18 protein-coding genes are annotated in these 21,898 nt (G+C 72.1%); 10 read left to right on the top strand and 8 right to left on the bottom strand.

Annotated features, from left to right (window positions below):
* Window positions 1-3: 3 nt before the first annotated feature.
* The 5 genes from DEJ48_RS05735 to DEJ48_RS05755 all read right to left on the bottom strand — a co-directional run bounded on the left by DEJ48_RS05735 (window position 4) and on the right by DEJ48_RS05755 (window position 5,367).
* A complete protein-coding gene (locus DEJ48_RS05735; protein WP_150220987.1) occupies window positions 4-1,185 on the bottom strand; it encodes an ROK family transcriptional regulator in 1,182 nt (393 codons plus the stop codon).
* A 164-nt stretch (window positions 1,186-1,349) separates the two neighbouring features.
* Window positions 1,350-1,967: a GNAT family N-acetyltransferase gene (locus DEJ48_RS05740; RefSeq protein ID WP_150215046.1), complete on the bottom strand. Its 618-nt coding sequence runs from the start codon at window positions 1,965-1,967 to the stop codon at window positions 1,350-1,352.
* A 1-nt stretch (window position 1,968) separates the two neighbouring features.
* Window positions 1,969-2,649 carry a GntR family transcriptional regulator gene (locus tag DEJ48_RS05745; RefSeq protein ID WP_150215048.1) on the bottom strand — a complete coding sequence of 227 codons (681 nt, stop codon included), beginning with the start codon at window positions 2,647-2,649 and terminating at the stop codon, window positions 1,969-1,971.
* Window positions 2,650-2,827: 178 nt separating this feature from the next.
* Window positions 2,828-3,775, bottom strand: coding sequence for a beta-ketoacyl-ACP synthase III (locus DEJ48_RS05750; RefSeq protein WP_150215050.1), 948 nt, complete (start codon window positions 3,773-3,775; stop codon window positions 2,828-2,830).
* A gap of 236 nt (window positions 3,776-4,011) precedes the next feature.
* The gene (locus DEJ48_RS05755) at window positions 4,012-5,367 is read right to left on the bottom strand and encodes an OFA family MFS transporter (protein WP_150215052.1); all 1,356 of its coding nucleotides are present in this window, start codon (window positions 5,365-5,367) and stop codon (window positions 4,012-4,014) included.
* A 156-nt stretch (window positions 5,368-5,523) separates the two neighbouring features.
* Between DEJ48_RS05755 and DEJ48_RS05760 the strand changes: the two genes are divergently transcribed.
* From DEJ48_RS05760 to fdhD, 5 genes are read left to right on the top strand one after another with little or no spacing between them, the layout of a single operon-like run.
* The gene (locus DEJ48_RS05760; protein WP_150215054.1) at window positions 5,524-6,495 is read left to right on the top strand and encodes a 2-dehydropantoate 2-reductase; all 972 of its coding nucleotides are present in this window, start codon (window positions 5,524-5,526) and stop codon (window positions 6,493-6,495) included.
* Window positions 6,492-8,411 carry a molybdopterin oxidoreductase family protein gene (locus DEJ48_RS05765; protein WP_150215056.1) on the top strand — a complete coding sequence of 640 codons (1,920 nt, stop codon included), beginning with the start codon at window positions 6,492-6,494 and terminating at the stop codon, window positions 8,409-8,411. The genes DEJ48_RS05760 and DEJ48_RS05765 overlap by 4 nt, the downstream gene beginning before the upstream one ends.
* A 13-nt stretch (window positions 8,412-8,424) precedes the next feature.
* The gene (locus tag DEJ48_RS05770) at window positions 8,425-10,428 is read left to right on the top strand and encodes an NADH-ubiquinone oxidoreductase-F iron-sulfur binding region domain-containing protein (RefSeq protein WP_150215058.1); all 2,004 of its coding nucleotides are present in this window, start codon (window positions 8,425-8,427) and stop codon (window positions 10,426-10,428) included.
* A complete protein-coding gene (locus DEJ48_RS05775) occupies window positions 10,425-11,285 on the top strand; it encodes a 2Fe-2S iron-sulfur cluster-binding protein (protein WP_150215060.1) in 861 nt (286 codons plus the stop codon). Before DEJ48_RS05770 ends, DEJ48_RS05775 begins: the two co-directional genes overlap by 4 nt.
* 7 nt (window positions 11,286-11,292) lie before the next feature.
* A complete protein-coding gene (gene fdhD / locus DEJ48_RS05780; RefSeq protein ID WP_150215062.1) occupies window positions 11,293-12,141 on the top strand; it encodes a formate dehydrogenase accessory sulfurtransferase FdhD in 849 nt (282 codons plus the stop codon).
* Window positions 12,142-12,231: 90 nt separating this feature from the next.
* Here the strand turns inward: fdhD and DEJ48_RS05785 are convergent, their stop codons facing one another.
* Window positions 12,232-12,708, bottom strand: a complete 477-nt coding sequence (locus DEJ48_RS05785) for a MarR family winged helix-turn-helix transcriptional regulator (protein WP_150215063.1) — start codon at window positions 12,706-12,708, stop codon at window positions 12,232-12,234.
* 108 nt (window positions 12,709-12,816) lie between these two features.
* Between DEJ48_RS05785 and DEJ48_RS05790 the strand changes: the two genes are divergently transcribed.
* The 3 genes from DEJ48_RS05790 to DEJ48_RS05800 all read left to right on the top strand — a co-directional run bounded on the left by DEJ48_RS05790 (window position 12,817) and on the right by DEJ48_RS05800 (window position 17,119).
* Window positions 12,817-13,740 carry a zinc-binding alcohol dehydrogenase family protein gene (locus DEJ48_RS05790; RefSeq protein ID WP_150215065.1) on the top strand — a complete coding sequence of 308 codons (924 nt, stop codon included), beginning with the start codon at window positions 12,817-12,819 and terminating at the stop codon, window positions 13,738-13,740.
* A gap of 204 nt (window positions 13,741-13,944) precedes the next feature.
* Entirely contained in the window at window positions 13,945-15,840 is a 1,896-nt protein-coding gene (locus DEJ48_RS05795) for a sialidase family protein (RefSeq protein ID WP_150215067.1), read from the top strand.
* 10 nt (window positions 15,841-15,850) lie between these two features.
* Window positions 15,851-17,119 (top strand): hypothetical protein, encoded by a 1,269-nt coding sequence (locus DEJ48_RS05800; protein WP_223831914.1) that lies wholly within the window; start codon window positions 15,851-15,853, stop codon window positions 17,117-17,119.
* Here DEJ48_RS05800 and DEJ48_RS05805 read toward each other — a convergent pair.
* Window positions 17,055-18,095 (bottom strand): bile acid:sodium symporter family protein, encoded by a 1,041-nt coding sequence (locus DEJ48_RS05805; protein WP_150215069.1) that lies wholly within the window; start codon window positions 18,093-18,095, stop codon window positions 17,055-17,057. The two genes, DEJ48_RS05800 and DEJ48_RS05805, sit on opposite strands and share 65 nt — an antisense overlap.
* Before the next feature lie 178 nt (window positions 18,096-18,273).
* Between DEJ48_RS05805 and DEJ48_RS05810 the strand changes: the two genes are divergently transcribed.
* On the top strand, window positions 18,274-19,182 hold the full coding sequence (locus DEJ48_RS05810; RefSeq protein WP_150215071.1) for a LysR substrate-binding domain-containing protein: 909 nt from the start codon (window positions 18,274-18,276) through the stop codon (window positions 19,180-19,182).
* Here DEJ48_RS05810 and DEJ48_RS05815 read toward each other — a convergent pair.
* On the bottom strand, window positions 19,161-20,135 hold the full coding sequence (locus tag DEJ48_RS05815) for an Lrp/AsnC family transcriptional regulator (protein WP_150215073.1): 975 nt from the start codon (window positions 20,133-20,135) through the stop codon (window positions 19,161-19,163). The two genes, DEJ48_RS05810 and DEJ48_RS05815, sit on opposite strands and share 22 nt — an antisense overlap.
* A gap of 126 nt (window positions 20,136-20,261) precedes the next feature.
* Here DEJ48_RS05815 and DEJ48_RS05820 point away from each other — a divergent pair, with 126 nt between their 5' ends.
* Window positions 20,262-21,803 (top strand): MFS transporter, encoded by a 1,542-nt coding sequence (locus tag DEJ48_RS05820; protein WP_150215075.1) that lies wholly within the window; start codon window positions 20,262-20,264, stop codon window positions 21,801-21,803.
* Window positions 21,804-21,898: the final 95 nt, after the last annotated feature.

The raw sequence follows: 21,898 nt of genomic DNA on the forward strand, positions 1-21,898 counted from the left end.
CCGTCAGGCCGGGGAGAAGAGGTGGTCGCTGATGAGGCGGGCGCCGCCGATGACTCCGGCGGTGGGGCCCAACTCACCGAGGACGATGGGGAGGTTGCCGGTCGCCAGGGGGAGCGACTGACGGTAGACCTGGGTGCGGATCGCGGCGAGCAGCGTGTGGCCGAGGCCGGTCACACCGCCGCCGATCACCACGAGTCCGGGGTTGAAGAAGCTGACGAGGCCCGCGATGACCTGGCCGGTGCGGTTGCCGCCCTCGCGGATGAGGTCGAGTGCGGTGGCGTCACCCGCTGCGGCCGCCGCCGCGACGTCGACGGCGCTGAGCCGTCCCGCCTCGTCGAGCCGCATGGCGAGCTCCGCCGAACGTCCCTCCCTGGCCGCCTCCTCGGCGTCGCGGGCGAGCGCCGCGCCGCTGAAATAGGCTTCCAGGCAGCCCTTGTTGCCGCAGGCGCAGGGACGTCCGTCCGGTTCGGACTGGATGTGGCCGATGTCGCCGGCGCTGCCCGTCGTACCGCGGTAGACCTCACCGCCGACGACGATGCCGCAGCCGATGCCCGTGCCGATCTTGACGCAGAGGAAGTCGGCCACGGAACGTGCGACGCCCGCGTGCTGCTCCCCCATCGCCATGAGGTTCACGTCGTTGTCGACCATGACGGGGCAGCCCAGGTCCTGGCTGAGGGCCTCCCTGACGGGAAAGCCGTCCCACCCCGGCATGATCGGCGGGGCGACCGGCACGCCCTCGGGGAAGCGGACGGGGCCCGGGACGCCGATGCCGGCGCCGTCGAACCCTTCCGCGAGCCCGGAGGCCTTGAGCTTGGCCGCCATGGCGAGGACCTGTTCGAAGACCGCGACCGGGCCCTCGCGCACGTCCATGGGCTGGTTGATGTGGCCGAGTACCTCCAGCTCGGCGTTGGTGACCGCGACGTCGACCGAGGTCGCGCCGATGTCCACGCCGAGGAAGCGGAGGGCCGGGGCCAGGCGGATGTTGTGGGAGCGGCGGCCGCCGCGCGAGGCGGCGAGTCCGTCGGCGACCACGAGTCCGGTCTCCAGGAGCCGGTCGACCTCGACGGCGAGCTTGGACCGCGAGAGGTCGACCTGATCGCCCAGCTGGGCGCGGGAGTTGGGTCCTCCGTCACGCAACAGGCGCAGCAGCCGTGCCTGGTGCGTGTTGGCGGGTCGAGCCGTCATACGTCTCACGCGCCCCTCCCCGCCTCTTCGGGCTTCCCGGTTCGAGCTTTCGAGGGGAACGTAGCAGTGCCTGCCGGGGCTGGGAAGAAGTTGAGCGCGAATTACCCATGACTTTCTCCAGTCACAGGACAAAGGGGGGTGAGGGGACGGGGTGGGGTGTGTGTCTAGGCGGGTTTCCTGAGCATGCACCAGGTACGCGGCCCGTTGTCCGGAAGCGGGACGTCCGCCGTGACGGTGAAGCCGAGCCGCTCGTAGAACGCCACGTTCTGCTCCGTCGAGGTCTCCAGGAAACAGGGCAGTCCGGCACGGTCGGCGGCTTCGAGGCCGGGTCTGATCACCGCACCGCCGAGCCCCTTGCCCTGCTCGTCCGGGTCCACCCCGACCGTCGCGAGGAACCAGGCGGGGAAGTGCGGCCGGTGCGGCCGCAGCGCGCGGTCCGCCGACTCGAACCAGGGCGCCCGGTCCCCCGCGAGCTCCGCGATCAGCGGACCGACCGCGGCGAAGCCGGGGCCCGGGTCCCGGGCCGGAGTCGTCCATACGGCGACGGCGCGGCCCGCGCCCGCGACCCAGACCCGTCCGTAGACCATCCCGATGCGCGTCAGGAAGAGTTCCTGGAACCGGCGCACCCGCTGGTGGTGGTCGTCGGCGGCGACGACGTGCCGGGTGAAGGGGTAGTCGGCGAAGGCTCTGGCGAGGGTGTTCACCGCCGCCGGAACGTCTTCGTCGATCAGGGGGCGTATGCGGTGGGGCGTGGGGCCGGGGACACCGTGAGGTGCACTCAATTCACTGCTCCCGGTCGCGCTGGTGGTACGTCTGCCTGGTGTGTTCCGTGTGAGCGCGCATGACGTCCGTGGCCCGCCGCTCGTCGCGCTCGGCGATCGCCGCGATCAGCTCGCGGTGCTCCATCCAGGACTGCCTGCCGCGCTGCCTGGCCACCGGCGTGTAGTACCAGCGGACCCTGCGGTCCACCTGTCCGGCGAGCTCGGCGAGGACCACGTTGCCCGCGAGCTCCATCACCTTGGCGTGGAAGGCGGCGTTGAGGGCGACCACCTGGTCCACGTCGCCGTCGGACACGGCCTGTTCGCCGCGGGTGCAGAGCTCGTCGAGCTCCGTGATGCCGGCGAGGCCGGTGTTCGCGGCGGCGAGCCGGGCGGCTTCCGCCTCCAGCAGGGTCCGGACCGTGAGGAGTTGGTCCGCCTCCTCCTCGGTCGGCTCGTGCACGAACGCGCCCTGGGCGGGCCGCAGGTCCACCCATCCCTCGGTGTTGAGCCGCTGCAACGCCTCGCGCACCGGCTGCCGCGAGACGCCCAGGTGCCCGGCCAGTTCGCTCTCGACGAGGTGCTGGCCCGGTTGCAGGGAACGGGTCGTGATCAGTTCGAGCAGGGCTTCGTAGACCCGCTCCCTGAGGGGCCCGGGCCGTTCGAGCTTGGGCACCGCCCCCGCCGGCAGTCCTGTGGACAACATCGCGGTCCCCTCCTCGAAGATTGCCTTTTGTCTACAGTCTACGAGCTACAGGGGCCAGTACCAGGGGGAGTTGAGCCCATCACACGGACATCGCCTGTCCGGTTACGGGCGGCACACCACCTCACGGGCGGCACACCACCTCACGGGCGGCACACCACCTCACGGGCAGCGCACCACCTCACGGGCAGCGCACGACCTGCCCCGCGTACGACAGGTTGCCGCCGAAGCCGAACAGCAGGACCGGGTCCCCGGAGCGGAGCTCCCCGCGCTCGACCAGCTTGGACAGGGCCATCGGGATGCTGCCCGCCGAGGTGTTGCCGGAGTCGACGACATCGCGCGCGACGACGGCGTTCACCGCGCCGATGCGCTCGGCGAGCGGCTCGATGATGCGGAGGTTGGCCTGGTGCAGGACGACTCCGGCGAGGTCGGCGGGGGCGAGCCCGGCGCGCTCGCAGGCCGCTCGGGCGAGCGGGGGAAGCTGGGTCGTCGCCCAGCGGTAGACGCTCTGGCCCTCCTGTGCGAAGCGGGGCGGTGTGCCCTCGATGCGGACGGCGTTGCCCATCTCGGGCACCGAGCCCCAGAGCACGGGGCCGACGCCGGGCTCCTCGCCGGGCCCGCACGCCTCCAGGACGACCGCGCCCGCGCCGTCGCCGGTCAGGACGCAGGTGGTGCGGTCCGTCCAGTCGGTGACCTCGGACATCTTGTCGGCACCGATGACCAGGGCACGGGTCGCGGCGCCGGCCCGCAGGGTGTGGTCGGCGGTGGCGAGGGCGTGGGTGAAACCGGCGCAGACCACGTTGAGGTCCAGGGCGGCCGGGCCGGGGACGCCGAGCCGCGCGGCGACCCGCGCGGCCATGTTCGGCGAGCGGTCGATCGCCGTGGACGTGGCCACCAGGACGAGGTCGATCGCCTCGGGGGTGAGCCCGGCGGCGGCGAGGGCCTTGCCGCCCGCGTGCGCGGCCAGCTCGTCGACCGGCTCCTCCGGGCCCGCGATGTGGCGGGTGCGGATGCCCACCCGGGACCGGATCCACTCGTCGCTGGTGTCGACCCTGGCCGTCAGGTCCTCGTTGGTGAGGATCCTGGCGGGCTGGTAGTGGCCGACGGCGGCGATGCGTGAGCCGTGCATGTACGGGTCCCCCTTGGGCCGGAGATACGGGACCCTCCAGTGTGGTCAGCGACTCATGAGTAACGGTGCACGTGATGCGACAGGAAAGGAGCGCAGGGTTTGGACGTTTCTCATGATCTGGTCACCCTCTGAAGAGCTGTGTGACCTTGTGTACGAGTTCGTAGACGCCATATCCGAGTGGAAGGCCCACCCAGAGCCAGGCGAACACGGTCAGGGCGCGGCGGCCGCGCGCGCGGTCACTGGGCGGTGCGCTCGGTGGCGTGGTCGTCGGCGGCTGTGGCGTCGTCATCGGCGGCCTCCCTCGGTGCGGGGATGTGGTGGCGGGGGTGGACGGGCCTGACCAGCTCGTTCGCGACGAAGCCGACGATCAGCAGCCCGATCATGATCGAGAAGGAGAGGCCGTAGAGGCCCGGGCCGTGCTTGCCCGCCTCCTCCTGGTGGTCGGCGACCCGGTTCACGATCAGCGGTCCGAGGACGCCCGCCGTCGACCACGCGGTGAGCAGCCTGCCGTGGATGGCGCCCACCTGGTACGTGCCGAAGAGGTCCTTCAGATACGCGGGGATTGTCGCGAAGCCGCCTCCGTAGAAGGAGAGGATCACCAGCGCGCAGCAGACGAAGAGCGGTTTCGAGGTGTCGCCGAAGCGTGCGATCAGCAGATACATCAGCGCGCCCGCGCCGAGGTAGACGCGGTAGACGTTCTTGCGGCCGATCAGGTCGGAGGCCGACGACCAGCCGATGCGGCCCGCCATGTTCGCCGCCGAGAGCAGGGCGACGAAGCCGGCCGCGGCGGAGACGGACACGGGCGTCCCGGTGCCGGCGAAGAAGTCCGTGATCATCGGGGCGGCCTTCTCCAGGATGCCGATTCCCGCGGTCACGTTCATGCACAGGACGACCCACAGGCACCAGAACTGCGGGGTGCGGACGGCCCGCGCGGCCGAGACCTGCGGCCCGTCGAGCGCGCCGGGGCCGCCCGGTCGGTGCGCACCCTCCGTCCTCGGCACGCGCACCAGGAGCACGCCGAGCGCCATGAAGACGGCGTATGTCAGGCCGTGCACGAGGAACGCGAGGGCGATGCCGTCCGCGTCCGTACCGAAGGAGTCCAGCATCTGCGCGCTCCACGGCGAGGCGATGAGCGCGCCGCCGCCGAAGCCCATGATCGCGATGCCGGTGGCCATGCCCGGCCGGTCCGGAAACCACTTGATCAGGGTGGAGACGGGTGAGATGTAGCCGATGCCGAGGCCGATCCCGCCGACGAAGCCGTAGCCGAAGACGATCAGCCAGTACTGGCCGAGGGCCGCGCCGAGCGCGGCGATCAGGAAGCCGGAGGAGAAGCAGGTCAGTGCGACGGCCATCGCCCAGCGCGGGCCGTTGCGTTCCACGAGTGTGCCGCCGAACGCTGCGGAGAGGCCGAGCATGACGATGCCCAGCTGGAAGGGGAGCGCGCTCTGCGTGCCGGAGAGGTCGAGGGCGGATTCGAGGGGCGGTTTGAAGACGCTCCAGGCGTAGGCCTGGCCGATGGAGAGGTGCACCGACAGAGCGGCGGGCGGTACGAGCCAGCGGCTCCAGCCGGGGGGAGCGACGGGGGGCCTCATGTTTGCCTCATGATCCCGAACCATAGGAACTGGGCCGGAGGTTGGGAAGCGTGCACGGGCATGCGCGGACCCTTGTCGACCCAACCTCCATACTGTAGACAATATTCTGTCGACCTGATTCTCCATACGTTCCTCGACCGAATGGAGTGTCCCACCGTGAAAGTCGCAGTCCTGGGTGCCGGTGCGATCGGCGCCTACGTCGGAGCCGCGCTGCACCGCGCGGGCGCCGACGTCCATCTCGTCGCCCGTGGACCGCATCTGGCGGCCATGAGGCAGCACGGAGCAAGGGTCCTGAGCCCGCGCGGAGACTTCACCGCACGGGTCCGCGCCACCGGAGACCCCGCCGAGATAGGGCCGGTCGACTTCGTCTTCCTGGGCCTGAAGGCCACCTCGTACGCGGCGTGCGGGCCGCTCATCGCACCGCTCCTGCACGGCACGACCGCGGTGGTCGCCGCGCAGAACGGCATCCCCTGGTGGTACTTCCACCGGCACGGAGGACCGCACGACGGTCACCGCGTCGAGAGCGTCGACCCGGGCGGCGCCGTCAGCGCGGTGCTGGCGCCCGAACGGGCCGTCGGCTGCGTCGTCTACGCGGCGACCGAACTCGAAGGACCGGGCGTCGTCCGCCACTTGGAGGGCACCCGCTTCTCCATCGGCGAGCCGGACCGGACCCGCTCGGCCCGCTGTGCCGCCTTCAGCGAGGCCATGGTGGCGGGCGGTCTGAAGTGCCCGGTCGAACCGGAGCTGCGCGGCGACATCTGGATCAAGCTGCTCGGCAACATCTCCTTCAACCCGATCAGTGCGCTGGCCCGCGCCACGATGGGCGAGATGTGCCGGCACGGCGGCACCCGGCGCGTCATCGAGATCATGATGACCGAGACGCTGGCCGTCGCCTCGGCGCTCGGCTGCGAGCCCGACATCTCGGTGGAGCGGCGCCTCGCCGGCGCCGAGCGCGTCGGCGACCACCGCACCTCCACACTCCAGGACCTGGAGCGCGGCAAACCGCTTGAACTGGACGTGCTGCTCGCGGCCGTCGTCGAACTGGCGGACATCACCGGGGTTCCGGTGCCGACGCTGCGCACCGTCCACGCCATCTCGGACCTGCTCGCATCGAGGACCGCCGCATGAGCAAACGCGACCGCACACCCAAGACGTACACCCGCCTCACCCACCCCCTCGTCCGCGACTCCCGTGCCGAACCGTTCCGCCGCGCCACCTGGGAGGAGGCGCTGACCCGCACCGCCGCCGGGTTCGGGCGGGCCCGTGGCGCCTTCGGCATGTTCTCGTGCGCCCGCGCCACCAACGAGATGAACTACGTGGCGCAGAAGTTCGCGCGCGTCGTCATGGGCACGAACAACGTCGACTCCTGCAACCGCACCTGTCACGCGCCGAGCGTCGCGGGCCTGTCGGCCGCCTTCGGTTCGGGCGGCGGCACCTCCTCGTACGAGGAGGTCGAGCACACCGATCTGATCGTCATGTGGGGCTCCAACGCCCGCTTCGCGCACCCGATCTTCTTCCAGCACGTCCTGAAGGGCATCAGGAACGGGGCCCGCATGTACGCGGTCGACCCGCGCCGCACGAAGACGGCGGAGTGGGCGGAGAGCTGGCTCGGTCTGAACGTCGGCACGGACATCCCGATGGCGCACGCGATCGGCCGCGAGATCATCCACGCGGGCCTCGCCAACCGGGCCTTCATGGAGCGGGCGACGACGGACCACGAGGAGTACGCGGCCCTGGTCGAGCCGTGGACGCTGTCGCTCGCCGAACAGGTGACGGGCGTACCGGCCGCCGCCATACAGGAGTTGGCGCACGCCTACGCACGCGCCGAGCGGGCCCAGCTGTGCTGGACGCTCGGCATCACCGAGCACCACAACGGCACGGACAACGTGCGCGCACTGATCAACCTGTCGCTCCTCACCGGCCACGTGGGCCGCTTCGGCTCCGGGCTCCAGCCTCTGCGCGGTCAGAACAACGTGCAGGGCGGCGGCGACATGGGTGCCATCCCCAACCGGCTCCCCGGCTTCCAGGACATCCTCGACCCGGACACACGCCACACGTTCGAGTCGGCCTGGGACACGACCATCCCGCCCCGCTACGGTCTGAACCTCACCGAGATGTTCGAAGCCATGGAGGAAGGCACCCTCAAGGCCGTCTACTGCATCGGCGAGAACCCCGCCCAGTCCGAGGCGGACAGCGAGCAGGCGGCGCGGCGGCTGCGCGCCCTCGACTTCCTCGTGGTCCAGGACATCTTCCTCACGAAGACGGCCGAGCTGGCGGACGTCGTGCTTCCCGCGACCGCCGCCTGGGCGGAGACCGACGGCACCACCACCAACAGCGAACGGCGCGTGCAGCGGGTCCGCAAGGCGGTCGCGCCGCCCGGGGAGGCTCGCGAGGACATCGACATCCTCTGCGAGCTCGCCGGGCTCCTCGGGCACGAGTGGAAGTACGCGGACGCGCGGGCCGTCTGGGACGAGCTGCGGTCCGTCTCGCCGGATCACCGGGGCATGACGTACGACCGCCTGGAGGCGCTGCAGGGCATCCAGTGGCCCTGCCCCGACGAGGACGGTCTCGAACCCTCCTATCTGCACGGCAGATTGTGGGAGGCGGATCCGCAACGGCGCGGAAGGCGCGCGCCGTTCGGGCTGGTCGCACACGATCCGCCGGTCGACGCGACCGACGAGGCATACCCGATACGACTGACGACGGGCCGACGGCTCGACTCCTACAACACCGGTGTGCAGAGCGGAGGTTTCGCGTCTCCGCTGCGCCGCGGCGAGTACGTCGAGCTGTGCCCGGAGGACGCGGAACGGTACGGCGTCGTGGCGGGCGAGGAGGTGCGGGTCGCCTCGCGGCGCGGGTCGGTGGTGGCGCCGGTGTGGGTGGACCCGGGGCTCAGGCCCGGCCTCGCCTTCATGACCATGCACTTTCCCGACGAGGTGGACACCAACCGGCTGACGATCGAGGCGAACTGTCCCATCGCGGGCACGGCGGAGTTCAAGGCCTCCGCGATCCGCATCGACAAGCTGACCGACCGATCGGGGTGAGGTGAGGTGGCGTATGGATCTGCGCTTCGGTGACAGCAAGCCGACGGACGAGGAGCGGGCGGCCGTCGACGCGGTGCTCGGGCCGCCGGGGTCCGCGTGGGAAGGGGCCGAGGACCGGGACGCCGCGGATCTGCGGTGGGCGCGGGGCGGGCGGGCGGCGCGGGGGCGGCGGGATCTGCTGCTGCCGGGGCTGCACGCGCTCAACGACCGGGTGGGGTGGGTGAGCGAGGGGGGCCTCGACTACCTGTGCCGTCGGCTGACGGTTCCTCCTGCGGAGGGCTATGGGGTGGCCACGTTCTACTCCATGTTCTCGGTGCGGCCGAGACCTGCGACGGTGGTGCGGGTGTGCACGGATCTGGTCTGCGGGGGTGCGGGGTTGTGCGGAGAGGTGGAGGCGCGGCTCGCCTCCGTGCCGGGGGTCGGTGTGGAGGCGAGTCCCTGCCTGGGGCTGTGCGAGCGGGGGCCGGGGGCGGTGGTGGTGCGGGCGGGGCCTCCGGCGGTTGCATTCCCCGATCCCGCCCCTCCCCGAAACCATGGGGCTCCGCCCCCTGGGCCCCCGCCTGTCGTGCTGCGCGCTCGTCCTCAATCGCCGGACGGGCTGGCAATCCCAGCTCCTCCGGCGATTGGGGAGCGGGGCCCGGGGCGGAGCCCCGGTTCGGGAAGGGGCGGGGCTGGGGAGAAGACACACGCCACCCTCACCCTCGCCCCCGCCACCCCCGACACCCTCACCCTCGCCGCCCTCGACCCGGAGACGTTCTCCTCCGAAGCCCCGCCCGCTCCACTCCCTCAGGCAGGCCAGGACACCCTGATCCTGCTGCGGCGCATAGGGAGCGTCGACCCGGCCTCCCTCGACGACTACCGCGCCCACGGCGGCTACACCGCGCTCCGCCGCGCCTTCGCCATCGGCCCCGCCGAGGTCATCCGCGAGGTCACCGACTCCGGGCTGCTGGGCCGGGGCGGCGCCGCCTTCCCCACGGGAAGGAAGTGGCAGGCCACCGCCGCCCGGCCCGAGCAACCGCACTACGTGGTCTGCAACGCCGACGAATCCGAGCCGGGCACGTTCAAGGACCGCGTCCTGATGGAGGGCGACCCGTACGCGCTGGTCGAGGCGATGACCGTGGCGGGGTACGCGGTCGGCGCCCACCGGGGCTACCTGTATCTGCGCGGCGAGTACCCGCTCGCGCTCCAACGCCTGGAACACGCCATCGCGCAGGCACGCGCGCGTGGCCTGCTCGGAGACGACGTCCTCGGTCAGGGGTACGCCTTCGACATCGAGATCCGGCGCGGCGCCGGCGCGTACATCTGTGGTGAGGAGACAGCGCTCTTCAACTCCATAGAGGGGTACAGAGGAGAGCCCCGTTCCAAACCGCCCTTCCCTGTGGAGAAGGGTTTGTTCGGCGGACCCACTGCCGAGAACAACGTCGAGACCCTCGTCAACGTCCTGCCGATCCTCACCATGGGCGCGGCGGCGTACGCGGCCATCGGCACGGAGGAGTCCACGGGGCCCAAGCTCTTCTGCGTGTCCGGGAGCGTGGCGCGGCCCGGCGTCTACGAACTGCCCTTCGGCGCCACCCTGGGTGAGCTCCTCTCGCTCGCCGGGAAGCCCGACAATCTGCGCGCGGTGCTGCTCGGCGGTGCGGCGGGCGGCTTCGTACGGGCCGACGAGACGGACATCCCGCTCACGTTCGAGGGGACCAGGGCCGCCGGGACGACGCTCGGCTCCGGCGTCGTGCTCGCGTTCGACGACACCGTGCCGCTCCCCCGCGTCCTCCTGCGCATCGCCGGGTTCTTCCGCGACGAGTCCTGCGGACAGTGCGTGCCCTGCCGCGTCGGAACCGTACGGCAGGAGGAGGCGCTGCACCGCATCGTCGCGCGGACCGGTGCCGACGCGGCCGACGACATCGCGCTCCTGCGCGACGTGGGGCGGGCCATGCGGGAGGCCTCGATCTGCGGTCTCGGCCAGACCGCGTGGAACGCCGTGGAATCCGCCATCGACCGCTTGGGGGCGTACGAATGACCGCGATACCGCTGCAACCGCCGCGCCGACTGGTCGAGTTCACGCTGGACGGGGCGGCGACCAGGGTTCCCGAGGGGGCCACGCTGCTCGACGCCTGCCGTGCCGCGGGCAAGGACGTCCCGACCCTGTGCGAGGGCGACACCCTGACGCCGAAGAACGCCTGCCGCGTGTGCGTGGTGGAGGTGGAGGGCGCCCGCACCCTCGCACCCGCCTGCTCGCGCGCGGCCGAGCCCGGCATGAGCGTGCACACGGACACCGAGCGCACCCGGCACAGCCGCAGGCTCGTCCTGGAACTGCTCGCCTCCTCCGTCGATCTGTCGACGACGCCGAGGGCCGCGGCGTGGATCGTGGAGTACGGGGCGGAGCCCGGTCGGTTCGGGGCCGACGCGGCCCGCCTGAACGAGGAACCCAAGGTCGACAACGACCTGTACGTACGGGACTACGACAAGTGCATCCTCTGCTACAAATGCGTGGACGCCTGCGGCGAGCAGTGGCAGAACACCTTCGCCATCGCGGTCGCGGGGCGCGGCTTCGACGCCCGGATCGCCGTCGAGCACGACGCGCCGCTGACGGACTCCGCCTGCGTGTACTGCGGCAACTGCATCGAGGTGTGCCCGACGGGCGCCCTCAGCTTCAAGTCGGAGTTCGACATGCGCGCCGCCGGTACGTGGGACGAGTCCGCGCAGAGCGAGACGACGACTGTGTGCGCGTACTGCGGAGTCGGCTGCAACCTGACGCTGCACGTGCAGGACAATGAGATCGTGAAGGTCACCTCCCCGCACGACAATCCGGTGACCCACGGCAACCTCTGCATCAAGGGCCGCTTCGGCTACCAGCACGTACAGAACCGGGACTGATCAAGACATGGGACGAGTCACGGAGCGACGCAAGGTGATCCGGGTCAGGGACGGGCACGTCTCGGAGCGGCCCGACACCCTCGTCGCCGAGGAACCCCTGGAGATCCGGCTGAACGGCAAGCCGCTCGCCATCACCATGCGCACGCCCGGTGACGACTTCGCGCTGGCGGCCGGTTTCCTGGTGAGCGAGGGCGTGCTCGGCTCCGCCGACGAGCTGCAGTCGATCGTGTACTGCGCGGGCGCGACGGCCGACGGCTCGAACACCTACAACGTCGTGGACGTGAAGACCGCCCCCGGTGTCGTGCTTCCCGACATCACCCTCGAACGCAACGTCTACACCACCTCGTCCTGCGGTCTGTGCGGCAAGGCGAGCCTGGACGCCGTCCGTACGACGGCCCGGTTCCCGATCGCCGACACCCCGCCCGTTCGGGTCGGGACCGAGCTCCTCGCGAGCCTCCCCGACCGGCTGCGCGACGCGCAGCGGGTCTTCGACAGGACCGGCGGGCTGCACGGGGCGGCGCTCTTCTCCGAAGAGGGCGATCTGCTGGACATACGGGAGGACGTGGGGCGGCACAACGCCGTCGACAAACTGATCGGACGCGCCCTGCAGAACGGTGAGCTGCCGCTGTCCCGCGCGGTCCTGCTCGTCTCGGGCCGCGCGTCCTTCGAGCTCGCGCAGAAGGCGGTGATGGCGGGCATTCCGGTGCTCGCGGCGGTCTCCGCGCCGTCCTCGCTCGCCGTCGACCTGGCCGCCGAGACGGGCCTCACGCTGATCGGTTTCCTGCGGGGCTCCTCCATGAACGTGTACGCGGGCGAGCACCGCGTCGCCCTGCGGGCCGCGGCCGCCCAGGGCTGACCCGGGCTCCCCGCCGCACGGCGGCGGCGCCGCGGCCGGCGGGGAGCGCCCCCTGCGCCGGCCGGGCCCCTGCCCGATGCGGCGCCGCCCTCAGGACGTCCCCTCGACGTCCGAGGTCCCGGAGACACCCGAGATCCCCGAGACCCGGTTCAGCATGTCCAGGAACCGCTTCCGTTCGTCGGGCGAAAGCGGCGCGAGCAGTTCCGCGTTGGCCTGTTCGGCCGCTTCCGCGCAGCGTGCGACCGTACGCCTGCCGCGTGCCGTGATGGTGATGGCGTTCTTGCGCCGGTCGCGGGGGTCCGGGGCGCGCTCGACGAGGCCGTCGGCCTGCAGGTCGTTGATGACGCCGACCATGTCCTTCGGATCGAGCGAGACGCTGCGGCCCAGCTCCGCCTGGGCGACGGGGCCGAGGTCCGCGACGGCGGAGAGCACCACGTGATGCCACATCTTGAGCCCCTCGCGGGCCAGCGCGTCGGCGACCAGAGCGCGCCCGCGGGCCGCCGCGCGGCCGAGCAGCCAGCTGGGCAGGGTGCGGATGGTGCTGGGGGCTGCGGGTGTCGTGGCCATGAGGGAAGCGTACCGAAGAATCATTGGACTCCCCAACGGTTTCTGTCCTACGGTGATGCCCAAGTCGTTGGAGGTCCCAACGGTTTATGGCTCATGGAGGTGGTGCGGATGCGTCGCGTCCGGTACGAGCGCAGCGGCGGCCCCGAGGTCCTGTTCCTGGAGGAGGTACCCGTCCCCGAGCCCGGGCCCGGTGAGCTCCTGGTGCGGGTCGAGGCCGTCGGCGTGACCCTGCCCGTCGTGCGCAAGGTCCGCGAGCCCCGCGACCCGATCGCGCTCGGCGGGGAGGTCGCCGGTGCGGTGGTGGCGCTCGGCGAGGGAGTCACCGGGTTCGCGCCCGGCGACCGCGTCACCGGCCTGGTCTTCGGACACGGCTACGCCGACCACGCCCTGCTCCACACCGCGCTGGCCTCCCCCGTCCCGGCCGGGGCGAGCGCCGTCGACGCGGTCGCGCTGGTCCGCTCCGGGCTCGTCGCGTACGGGGCGCTGGAGGCCGCGCGGCCCGCGCCCGGTGAGGCCGCGCTCGTCACGGCGGCGGCGAGCGGCGTCGGCCACCTCGCGGTGCAGCTGGCCAGGTTGAAGGGTGCTGCACGCGTGGTGGCCGCCGTCTCCGATCCCGGTAAGGCGGACTTCGTGCGCGGGCTCGGCGCCGACGACGTCGTCACGTACGACCGGGAGACGTGGGGCGAACCGGTCGACTACGTCCTCGACGCGGTCGGCGGCGACCTCCTGACACCCGCCGTCCGGGCCCTGGCGCCGCACGGCAGGCTGGTGGCCTACAGCTCGGGCGGCGGCACAGTGGCGGCGTACGACCTGCTCGTCGGCGCCAAGTCCGTCATCGGCTTCCAGATGGGACTGATCGCGCGCGAGCGGCCGGAGCTGTACGAGGCGTGGCGACGAGAGCTGTGGGAGCTGCACGCGACCGGCGGCCTGCGCGTGGCGGTCCACGACGTGTTCCCGCTCCGGGACGCGGCGAAAGCGCACGCGGTGATCGAGGAGCGGAGCAACCTCGGCAAGGTCGTCCTCGTCCCGTGAGGACACGATTTCGTGGGCACGCAATCGCGTGAGGACGTACTCCTTGTGGGGTGTGGGTGACCCGCAGTAGCGTCTGCGTCGAAACGTGGACATGGGATGTCAGGATGTCAGTACGTCAGATGACCATGCCCCGGCCGGGGCCAGGGCCCCGTGTCCAGGACGCGCCATGAGTCGCCGTCGTCGCCACGAAAGGCGGACCGCACCATGCCATCGAGCCTCCGCGTACGTCTCAGATCATTCCGCACCGCCACCGCCGCCCTGACCGTCGCCACCGTCGGCGCCTTACTGCCCGCGCCTGCCGCGCAAGCCGCGCGGGCGGCGCCGGAGCCGCGCGCCCCGTTCGAGCAGCAGGTGCTGTTCAAGGCCGACCAGGACCCCGGCTACGCCTGCTACCGCATCCCCGCCGTGGTACGGACGACGAAGGGCACGCTGCTCGCCTTCGCGGAGGGCAGGGTCAACGACTGCAGCGACGCCGGCGACATAGACCTGGTGCTGAAGCGGTCGCACGACGGCGGCCGCACCTGGGGCCCGCTCCAGGTGATCAACGAGGGCGACGGCGACACCCACGGCAATCCGGCGCCCGTCGTGGACCGGGAGACCGGCCGCATCCTGCTGGCCGAGACGTACAACACGGGACGCACCGACGGCAAGAACTGCGACATACCGTGCGACCGGACCCCGCACCTGCAGTACAGCGACGACGACGGCGCCAGCTGGTCCGCGCCGCGCGACCTGAGCAACGAGATCCTGCCGCCGCACTGGAACTCCTGGTACGCGACCGGTCCCGTGCACGGCATCCAGCTGACCCGCGGCCGCCACAAGGGGCGCCTCGTCTTCACCGCCAACACCGAGACGTGGAACGGCAGCCGCATCACCGCCAACCACGCCGCGCTGATCGTCAGCGACGACGGCGGCGACCACTGGAAGATCGGCGCGACGGACTCGTACCCGATACCGGCTGACGGCACGTTCCGTCAGAAGCCGTCCGAGATGACCGTCACCGAGCGGCCCGACGGCGCGGTCTACGTCAGCGGCCGCGAACAGGACGGCACGGACCTGGGCCACCGCACGCACACCGTCAGCAAGGACGGCGGCAACACCTTCACCGCGCCCTTCCGCGCGATCCCCGACCTCTACACGCCCCAAGTGCAGGGCTCCACGCTCCAGTTCGGCAAGCGGATGCTGCTCGCCTGCCCGGCCGACCCGGACCGCCGCCGCACGATGCAGATCCGCTCGTCCTACGACGGCGGACGCACCTGGGACAGCGTCGACCGCGGCACCACGGTGACCACGGACTGGTCCGGCTACTCGGACCTGGTGCGGGCCGACCGCACGCACGTGGGGCTGCTGTACGAGGGCGGCGCCGTCGACGCGCGCGACGAGATCCGCTTCGCCCGCTTCACCGAGGACTGGCTGAAGCCACGCCGGGGCCCCGACCCCACCACGAGCGACCGCGCGCCGGGCGCGCGCCCCGCCGCGGTGCTCGGCGGGGCGCGCGTGACCCCGGGCCGCTTCGGCGGCGCGCTCGCCTTCGACGGCACGGACGACGCCGTGCGACTCCCGTTCAGCCGCCGACTCCCGCTCGGCACCGAGGACTTCACCGCCTCCCTGTGGTTCCGCTACGACGCGACGACCGGCGAACAGCCGCTGCTGTGGATGGGCGGCATCGGCACCAACCAGCCGCAGGTGTGGCTGCGCGGCGAGCCCGCGAGCAACCGCGTCACCGGCCTCATCACCACGCGCGACGGTGCGGCGCCACCGAGGTCCGCGTCGGTCCGCACGACGGGCGCGTACAACGACGGTGCGTGGCACCACATCGCGCTGCGCCGCGGCGACGGCCGCCTGACGCTGTTCCTGGACGGTACGCGGATCTCCGCCGCCGACGTACCGGGCACGGTCAGCCGCAACTCGCCGTTCGGCGTGCACGTCGGGCAACGCATGGACAGTCGCGCCCACTTCACCGGGGCGATCGACGAAGTGCGCGTATACGACTGGGCTCTGGACGACGCCGAGGTGGGGGAGCTGCGTACGGGTGAGGTTGCTGTGACACGGGACACCGTCGTCCGACTCCCCATGGACCGCGTGCGCGGCAGCAACTAACGTCCCCGGCGTGTCCGCCCGCGAACGTGCCGCGTCGGGGCCGCGCAGGATCTGGCCGGTCCTGCTGCTGGCCCTGGCCTGCGCGGCCGTCCTGCTCATCGCCCTCCCGGACGACGACCGGGAGGGCGATGCGGCAGCGTGCAGGCCCCGCACCGTCGCCTCGGCGTCCCCCGAGGCCGCGCCGACCGACGAGTTCGCGCGCTACGGCGACGACATGACGCGCACGGACGACTGGACCGGCGGCGACGGCACCCACTCCGTGCGCCTGCCCGACGGACGCGTGCTGTGGCTGTTCTCCGACACCTTCCTCGGCCAGGTCCACGCGCCCCCGAACCCGGCGGGCCAGCCACACACCTGGCGCGACACCAACACACCCATGGTCCGCAACTCGGCCGTGGTGATGTCCCGTTCGGGCCGTCTCCAACGCACCCTCGCCGCACCGCTCTTCCCCGACCCCGCACCCCAGCAGTGGCGCTGGCCGGTCGCGGCGCGCGTGGAGCCCCGCACCCCCGGCGGCGACGAGCGGGTGGTGCGCGTCCTGCTGTGGAACCGCATGGCCAGCCAGGGCCCGTGGATCTACGGCGTGCCCCTCGCCACCGAGGTCGCCACGCTCTCCCTGCCCGACCTGCGGGTCGAGGGCATCACGAAGGTCTCCGACCAGCAGTCGGTCGGCGACCCGGAGAAGCGCGTCCTGTACGGCACGACGACGGCCGACGACGAGGACTGGACGTACGTCTTCGGCGGCACGGACGCCCAGGCGACCTCGCGCCCCTCCTCCGACGCCCATGTCGCGCGCGTCCCGCACGGTGGTCTCGGTGACCGGTCGGCGTGGGAGTACTGGGACGGCGAGAAGTGGGGGCACGACGTCACGCCCCGGGCCGTGCTCGGGGACGGCAGGCGCAAGGGGGTGGGCAGCGCGTTCACCGTGGTGCGCGACGACGGGACGTACGTGCTGTTCACGATGGCGGCGGGCACCGAGGGCCTGACCACCGTCAGCTCGTACTGGTCCTGCTCCCCCACCGGGCCCTGGCACGGCCCCGCCAAGGCCTTCGAGGCCGCCCTGCCCGAGGACAGCGCCCCCCGCCAGGACACCGCCGCCTACAACCCGCAGGCCCACCCGGCGCTCGCCGGGGGCGGGGACGGCGACGGCCGTGTCGTGCTGAGCTACGACGTCAACTGGCTGGACGCGACGCCCGCCAACGCACAGGCGAACGTCACCCGGAACGTGTCCCTGTACCGACCGCGGTTCGTGTCGCTGCGGCTCGCGGCGGCTCGCTGACGAACTCCTCCGGGTCCCGCGAGCGGCGCTTGGCGATGACCGCGCACACCATCAGCTGCATCTGGTGGAAGAGCATCAGCGGCAGCACCGCGAGCGAGGCGTCCGCGCCGAACAGGACGCTCGCCATGGGCAGCCCCGCGGCCAGGGACTTCTTCGACCCGGCGAACTGGATCGCGATGCGGTCGGCGCGGCCGAAGCCGAGCCGCTTCGCGCCGTACCAGGTCAGCGCCAGCATGACCGCGAGCAGCACCGCCTCGACGCCGAGCAGCGCGAGCAGCCGCAGCGGGTGCACCTGGCCCCAGATGCCCTGCACCATGCCCTCGCTGAATGCGGTGTAGACGACGAGCAGGATCGACCCGCGGTCCACGTGGCCGAGGACCTTCTTGTGGCGCGCGATGAAGCCGCCCACCCACCGGCGCAGGAGCTGCCCGGCGAGGAACGGCACCAGCAGTTGCAGCACGATCTTGAGGAGCGAGTCCGCGGAGAACCCGCCCCCGCTCCCGCCGAGCAGCGCGGCCGCGAGCAGCGGCGTCAGCACGATGCCGGCCAGCGAGGAGAAGGAGCCCGCGCAGATCGCCGCGGGCACGTTGCCGCGCGCCATCGACGTGAAGGCGATGGACGACTGGATCGTCGAGGGCACGAGGGTGAGGAAGAGGAAGCCGCTGAAGAGCGCGGGCGTCAGGACGTACGGAACGAGGCCCTTCGCGGCGAGCCCGAGCAGCGGGAACACGACGAACGTGCAGGCCAGGACCGTGACGTGGAGCCGCCAGTGCTTGAGCCCGTCGAGCGCCTCGCGAGTGGAGAGCCGGGAGCCGTAGAGGAAGAAGAGCAGCGAGACGGCGGCGGTGGAGGCACCGGAGGCGACATCGGCGGACGTGCCGCGGGCGGGCAGCAGGGCCGCGAGGCCCACGGTCGCGAGCAACGCCACGATGTACGGGTCGACCGGCATCCACGACGGCCACTTCAGGCGTTTCACGGTGCTCCATGCTCTCGGTGCGGGGCGGTCCCGCCGTGTTCTTGCTCTGCGGCGGGGTGTTCCCGCTGTGCTGCGGGCGTGCCCTCTCCATGATCCTCCTGATCGGGGTGATCGGGAATCCCGTACACCGTTCTGACTGTCATCACGTTCTGCGATGAGCGGTACTAGGCTGGGGCGCGTGTACGACCCTTCGCAGCTCCGTACGTTCCTCGCGGTCGCCCAGACGCTGAGCTTCACCCGGGCCGCCCGTCGGCTCGGCCTGCGTCAGTCGACCGTCAGCCAGCACGTGCGCCGTCTGGAGGACGTCACCGGGCGGCAGCTGTTCACGCGCGACACGCACAGCGTGGAGCTGACGGAGGACGGCGAGGCCATGCTCGGCTTCGCCCGCAGGATCCTGGCCGCGCACGAACAGGCCGCCGCGTTCTTCGCCGGCAAGCGGCTCGGCGGGCGGCTGCGGTTCGGGGCGTCGGAGGACTTCGTCCTGACCCGGCTCACCGACATCCTGGAGTCGTTCCGGCACGACCACCCCGACGTCGACCTGGAGCTGACGGTCGAGCTCTCCGGCACGCTGCACAAACAGCTGGACGCGGGCAAGCTCGACCTCGTGCTCGCCAAGCGCCGCCCGGAGGATCCGCGCGGCGAGCTGGTGTGGCAGGACGACCTGGTCTGGATCGGCGCCGAGCGGCTCCGCCTCGACCCCGAGCGCCCGGTGCCGCTGATCGTCTATCCCCCGCCGGGCATCACCCGCGCCCTCGCCTTCGAGGCGTTGGAGCGGCGGGGTCGCTCCTGGCGCGTGGCCTGCACGAGCGGCAGCCTCAACGGTCTGGTGGCGGCGGCCCGCGCGGGGCTCGGTGTGATGGCGCACTCGCGGGGCCTGATCCCGCCCGGCCTGGTCCGCGTCCCGGACCGGGCAGGACTGCCCGAGCTGGGTCCGGTCGACTTCGTCCTGCTCCACGGCGAGCGGCGCGCGTCGGCCCAGGACGCGGCGGACGCGCTGGCGGCGGCGGTCCTGGCGGGCGGGGACCGGCTGCACCGAAGCGGACGCCGAGCCCTCACCCCGGAGGGCTACCGCAGCGGCCGCGGGTAGGTGAGTTCCTTGAATCGGCGCACGTAGGGGGCCGATTCGACGTGCCGCACGCCGTCCAGGGCGCCGAGTCCGCCGCTGAGGTAGGTGTAGAGCTCCGCGGTGTCGCGGGTCAGGACGCTCGCCATCAGGTTGGCGGAGCCCGTGATCGCGGAGACGTGCGCGACCTCCGGATGCCCGGCCATCGCCCGGCCCACCGCGTCCAGCGCGCCGGGGGCGACGGTGACCCAGAGCATCGCGGCGGTGGTGAAGCCGAAGCGCGCGGTGTCGTACTCGGTGTCGATGTAGAGCGCGCCGGAGCCGAGCAGCGCGGCGACACGGCGCTTGACCGAGGACTCGGAACGGCCGGTCAGCCGCCGCAGTTCGGGGTAGGTGACGCGGCCGTCGGCCTTGAGGGCGGCGAGCAGGGGTGCGTCGTCGGGGGTGATGCGGGCGGGGGCGGCGACCGGCTCCTCCGCGGGGGTAAGCGCCGCGGCCTGCGCGTCGGTGAGCGGGCGGTGTTTGCCGATCCATCCCGTGCGGCCGCCGAAGAAGCGGTGCATCAGCTGGTGGGCGGTGATGTCGACGAGCTTGCGGGTGCGCAGGAGCTTGCCGAAGAGCAGGTCGTCGTAGTCGTCCTGCGTCCGGGGCACCGTCATGCACACCACCTCCGTGCCCGCCGACGTGAGATGGACCCACGCGGTGTCGGGGCGGCGGGCCAGGGCGGTCGCGATGGCCTCGGCGCCGTCGGGTGCGCAGCGCAGCCGCAGCATCCACTCGTCGAGACCGAGCCTGCGGGTGTCGCGCACGCCGACGACGCGCAGGCCCGCCTCGGCCCGCAGTCTGCGGAACCGGCGGGCGACCGTCTGGTCGGAGACGCCGAGGACCCCCGTGATGCGGCTGAAGGACGCCCTGCCGTCGATCTCCAGGGCGTGCAGCAGCTTGAGGTCGAGATCGTCGAAGGTGTCGGATTCCATCGTGGAAAGACCCCTGTGTATCGGATGCGTGTGTTGGACGGTCGTCCGGCACCGGCTTCGTCCGCCGTCGGCTCATCGTACGAGGACGCCTGAGGGCATCGGACGAGGAGTCGGGAGAACAAGGACATGCGTACATGGGGGCCGCTCGCGGCGGTGTCTCTGGGGACGTTCATGCTGCTGCTGGACGTGACCATCGTGATTGTGGCGCTGCCCGACATGGCGGCGGCGCTGAACGCCTCACTGAGCGACTTGCAGTGGGTCATCGACGGCTACGCGCTCGCGCTGGCCGCGCTGCTGCTCGGCGTCGGCGCGGCGGCCGACGTGTGGGGCAGGCGGCGGCTCAACGTCATCGGCACCGCGCTGTTCGCGGTCGCCTCGCTGGGCTGCGGACTCGCGTCGGACGCGAACGTGCTGGTGGCGGCCCGCGCCGTGCAGGGGCTCGGCGCGGCGGCGATGCTCGCGACGACGCTGCCGCTGCTCGGCGCCGCCTACCAGGGGCGCGAGCGGTCGGCCGCGCTCGGGGTGTGGGGCGCGGTGAGCGGCGCGTCGGCAGCGCTCGGGCCCATCGTGGGCGGACTGCTCACGGAGGGTCCCGGCTGGCGCTGGATCTTCTTCGTGAACCTGCCGGTGAGCGTCGCGTCGGTCTGGCTGACGCTGCGCCTGGTGCCGGAGTCGCGCGGACCCGCGGTGCGCCGCGTCGACTGGGCGGGCACGGCGGCGTTCGCGTGCTTCGCGGGCGCGGGGACGTACGGGGTGCTGCGGGGCGGGGCGGACGGCTGGGCGTCTGCGGCCGCCGGCACGTCGTTCGCGGTGGCGGCGCTCGCGCTGCTCTGCTTCGTCCTCGTCGAGCGGCGTGTGGCGCAGCCGCTCCTCGACCTGCGGATGCTGCGCAAGCCCGCCTTCACGGGGGTGCTGATCGGCGCGGTCGGCTACAACGGGGCCGCGTTCGGCGTCGTCCCCTACCTCTCCATCTGGCTGCAGACCGTGCTGGGGATGAGTCCGGTGCGGGGCAGCCTGGTGCTGCTGCCGCTCGCCGCGACGTCGTTCGTGGTGGCGCTGCTCGCCGGGCGTCTGCTGCACGGGGTGGCGCCGCGGCTGGTCATCGGTGTCGGGCTGCTCCTGATCGGTGCGGGCGGGCTGTGCATGGCGGTACTTGACGCCGGGTCGTCCTGGGGGGCGCTCGCGCCGGGGCTCACGCTCACGGGTGTCGGCGCCGGTCTGGTCGCGCCGGGGCTCGCGGGGGCGGCGCTCGCCTCGGTGCCGGCCGCGAACGCCGGGATGGCGGGCGGCGCGGTCAACACCTTCCGCCAGCTCGGGTACGCGATCGGGGTCGCCCTGTTCGGGACGGTGCTGACCGCGCGCATGCAGGATTCGCTCGGCCACGACGCCGCGCACACCGTCGCGGGCGGCGGCGCCGCGGCCCTGCACGGCACGGTGCCGGAGCACGCGGTCCGTGCGGCCTTCGCCTCGGGGCTCAACGGGGCGTCGCTGGCCGCGGGCGTGGCGGGCCTGGTCGCGGGCGTCCTGGTGCTGGTGATGGTGCGGGCGCCGGGGAACCGAGGGGTCGAGGGTCCGGCGGACGGCGCGCAGGGTCCCGGTACATCGGCAGCGGGCCGCGCCACCGGAACTCCGGGACGGCAACCGCACGTCGAAGAGGCGAAGCGCTGACGGTACGTCGTCCCTGTTCCGCCACCGCAGCTGTCCACGGAGTGGGCACTCCGGTGGCGGATCTTGCCCGTCATCCGGCATCGTGGCAGGTCAGA

Origin of the sequence: Streptomyces venezuelae, from assembly GCF_008642315.1 — a bacterium.
GTDB lineage: Bacteria > Actinomycetota > Actinomycetes > Streptomycetales > Streptomycetaceae > Streptomyces > Streptomyces venezuelae_D.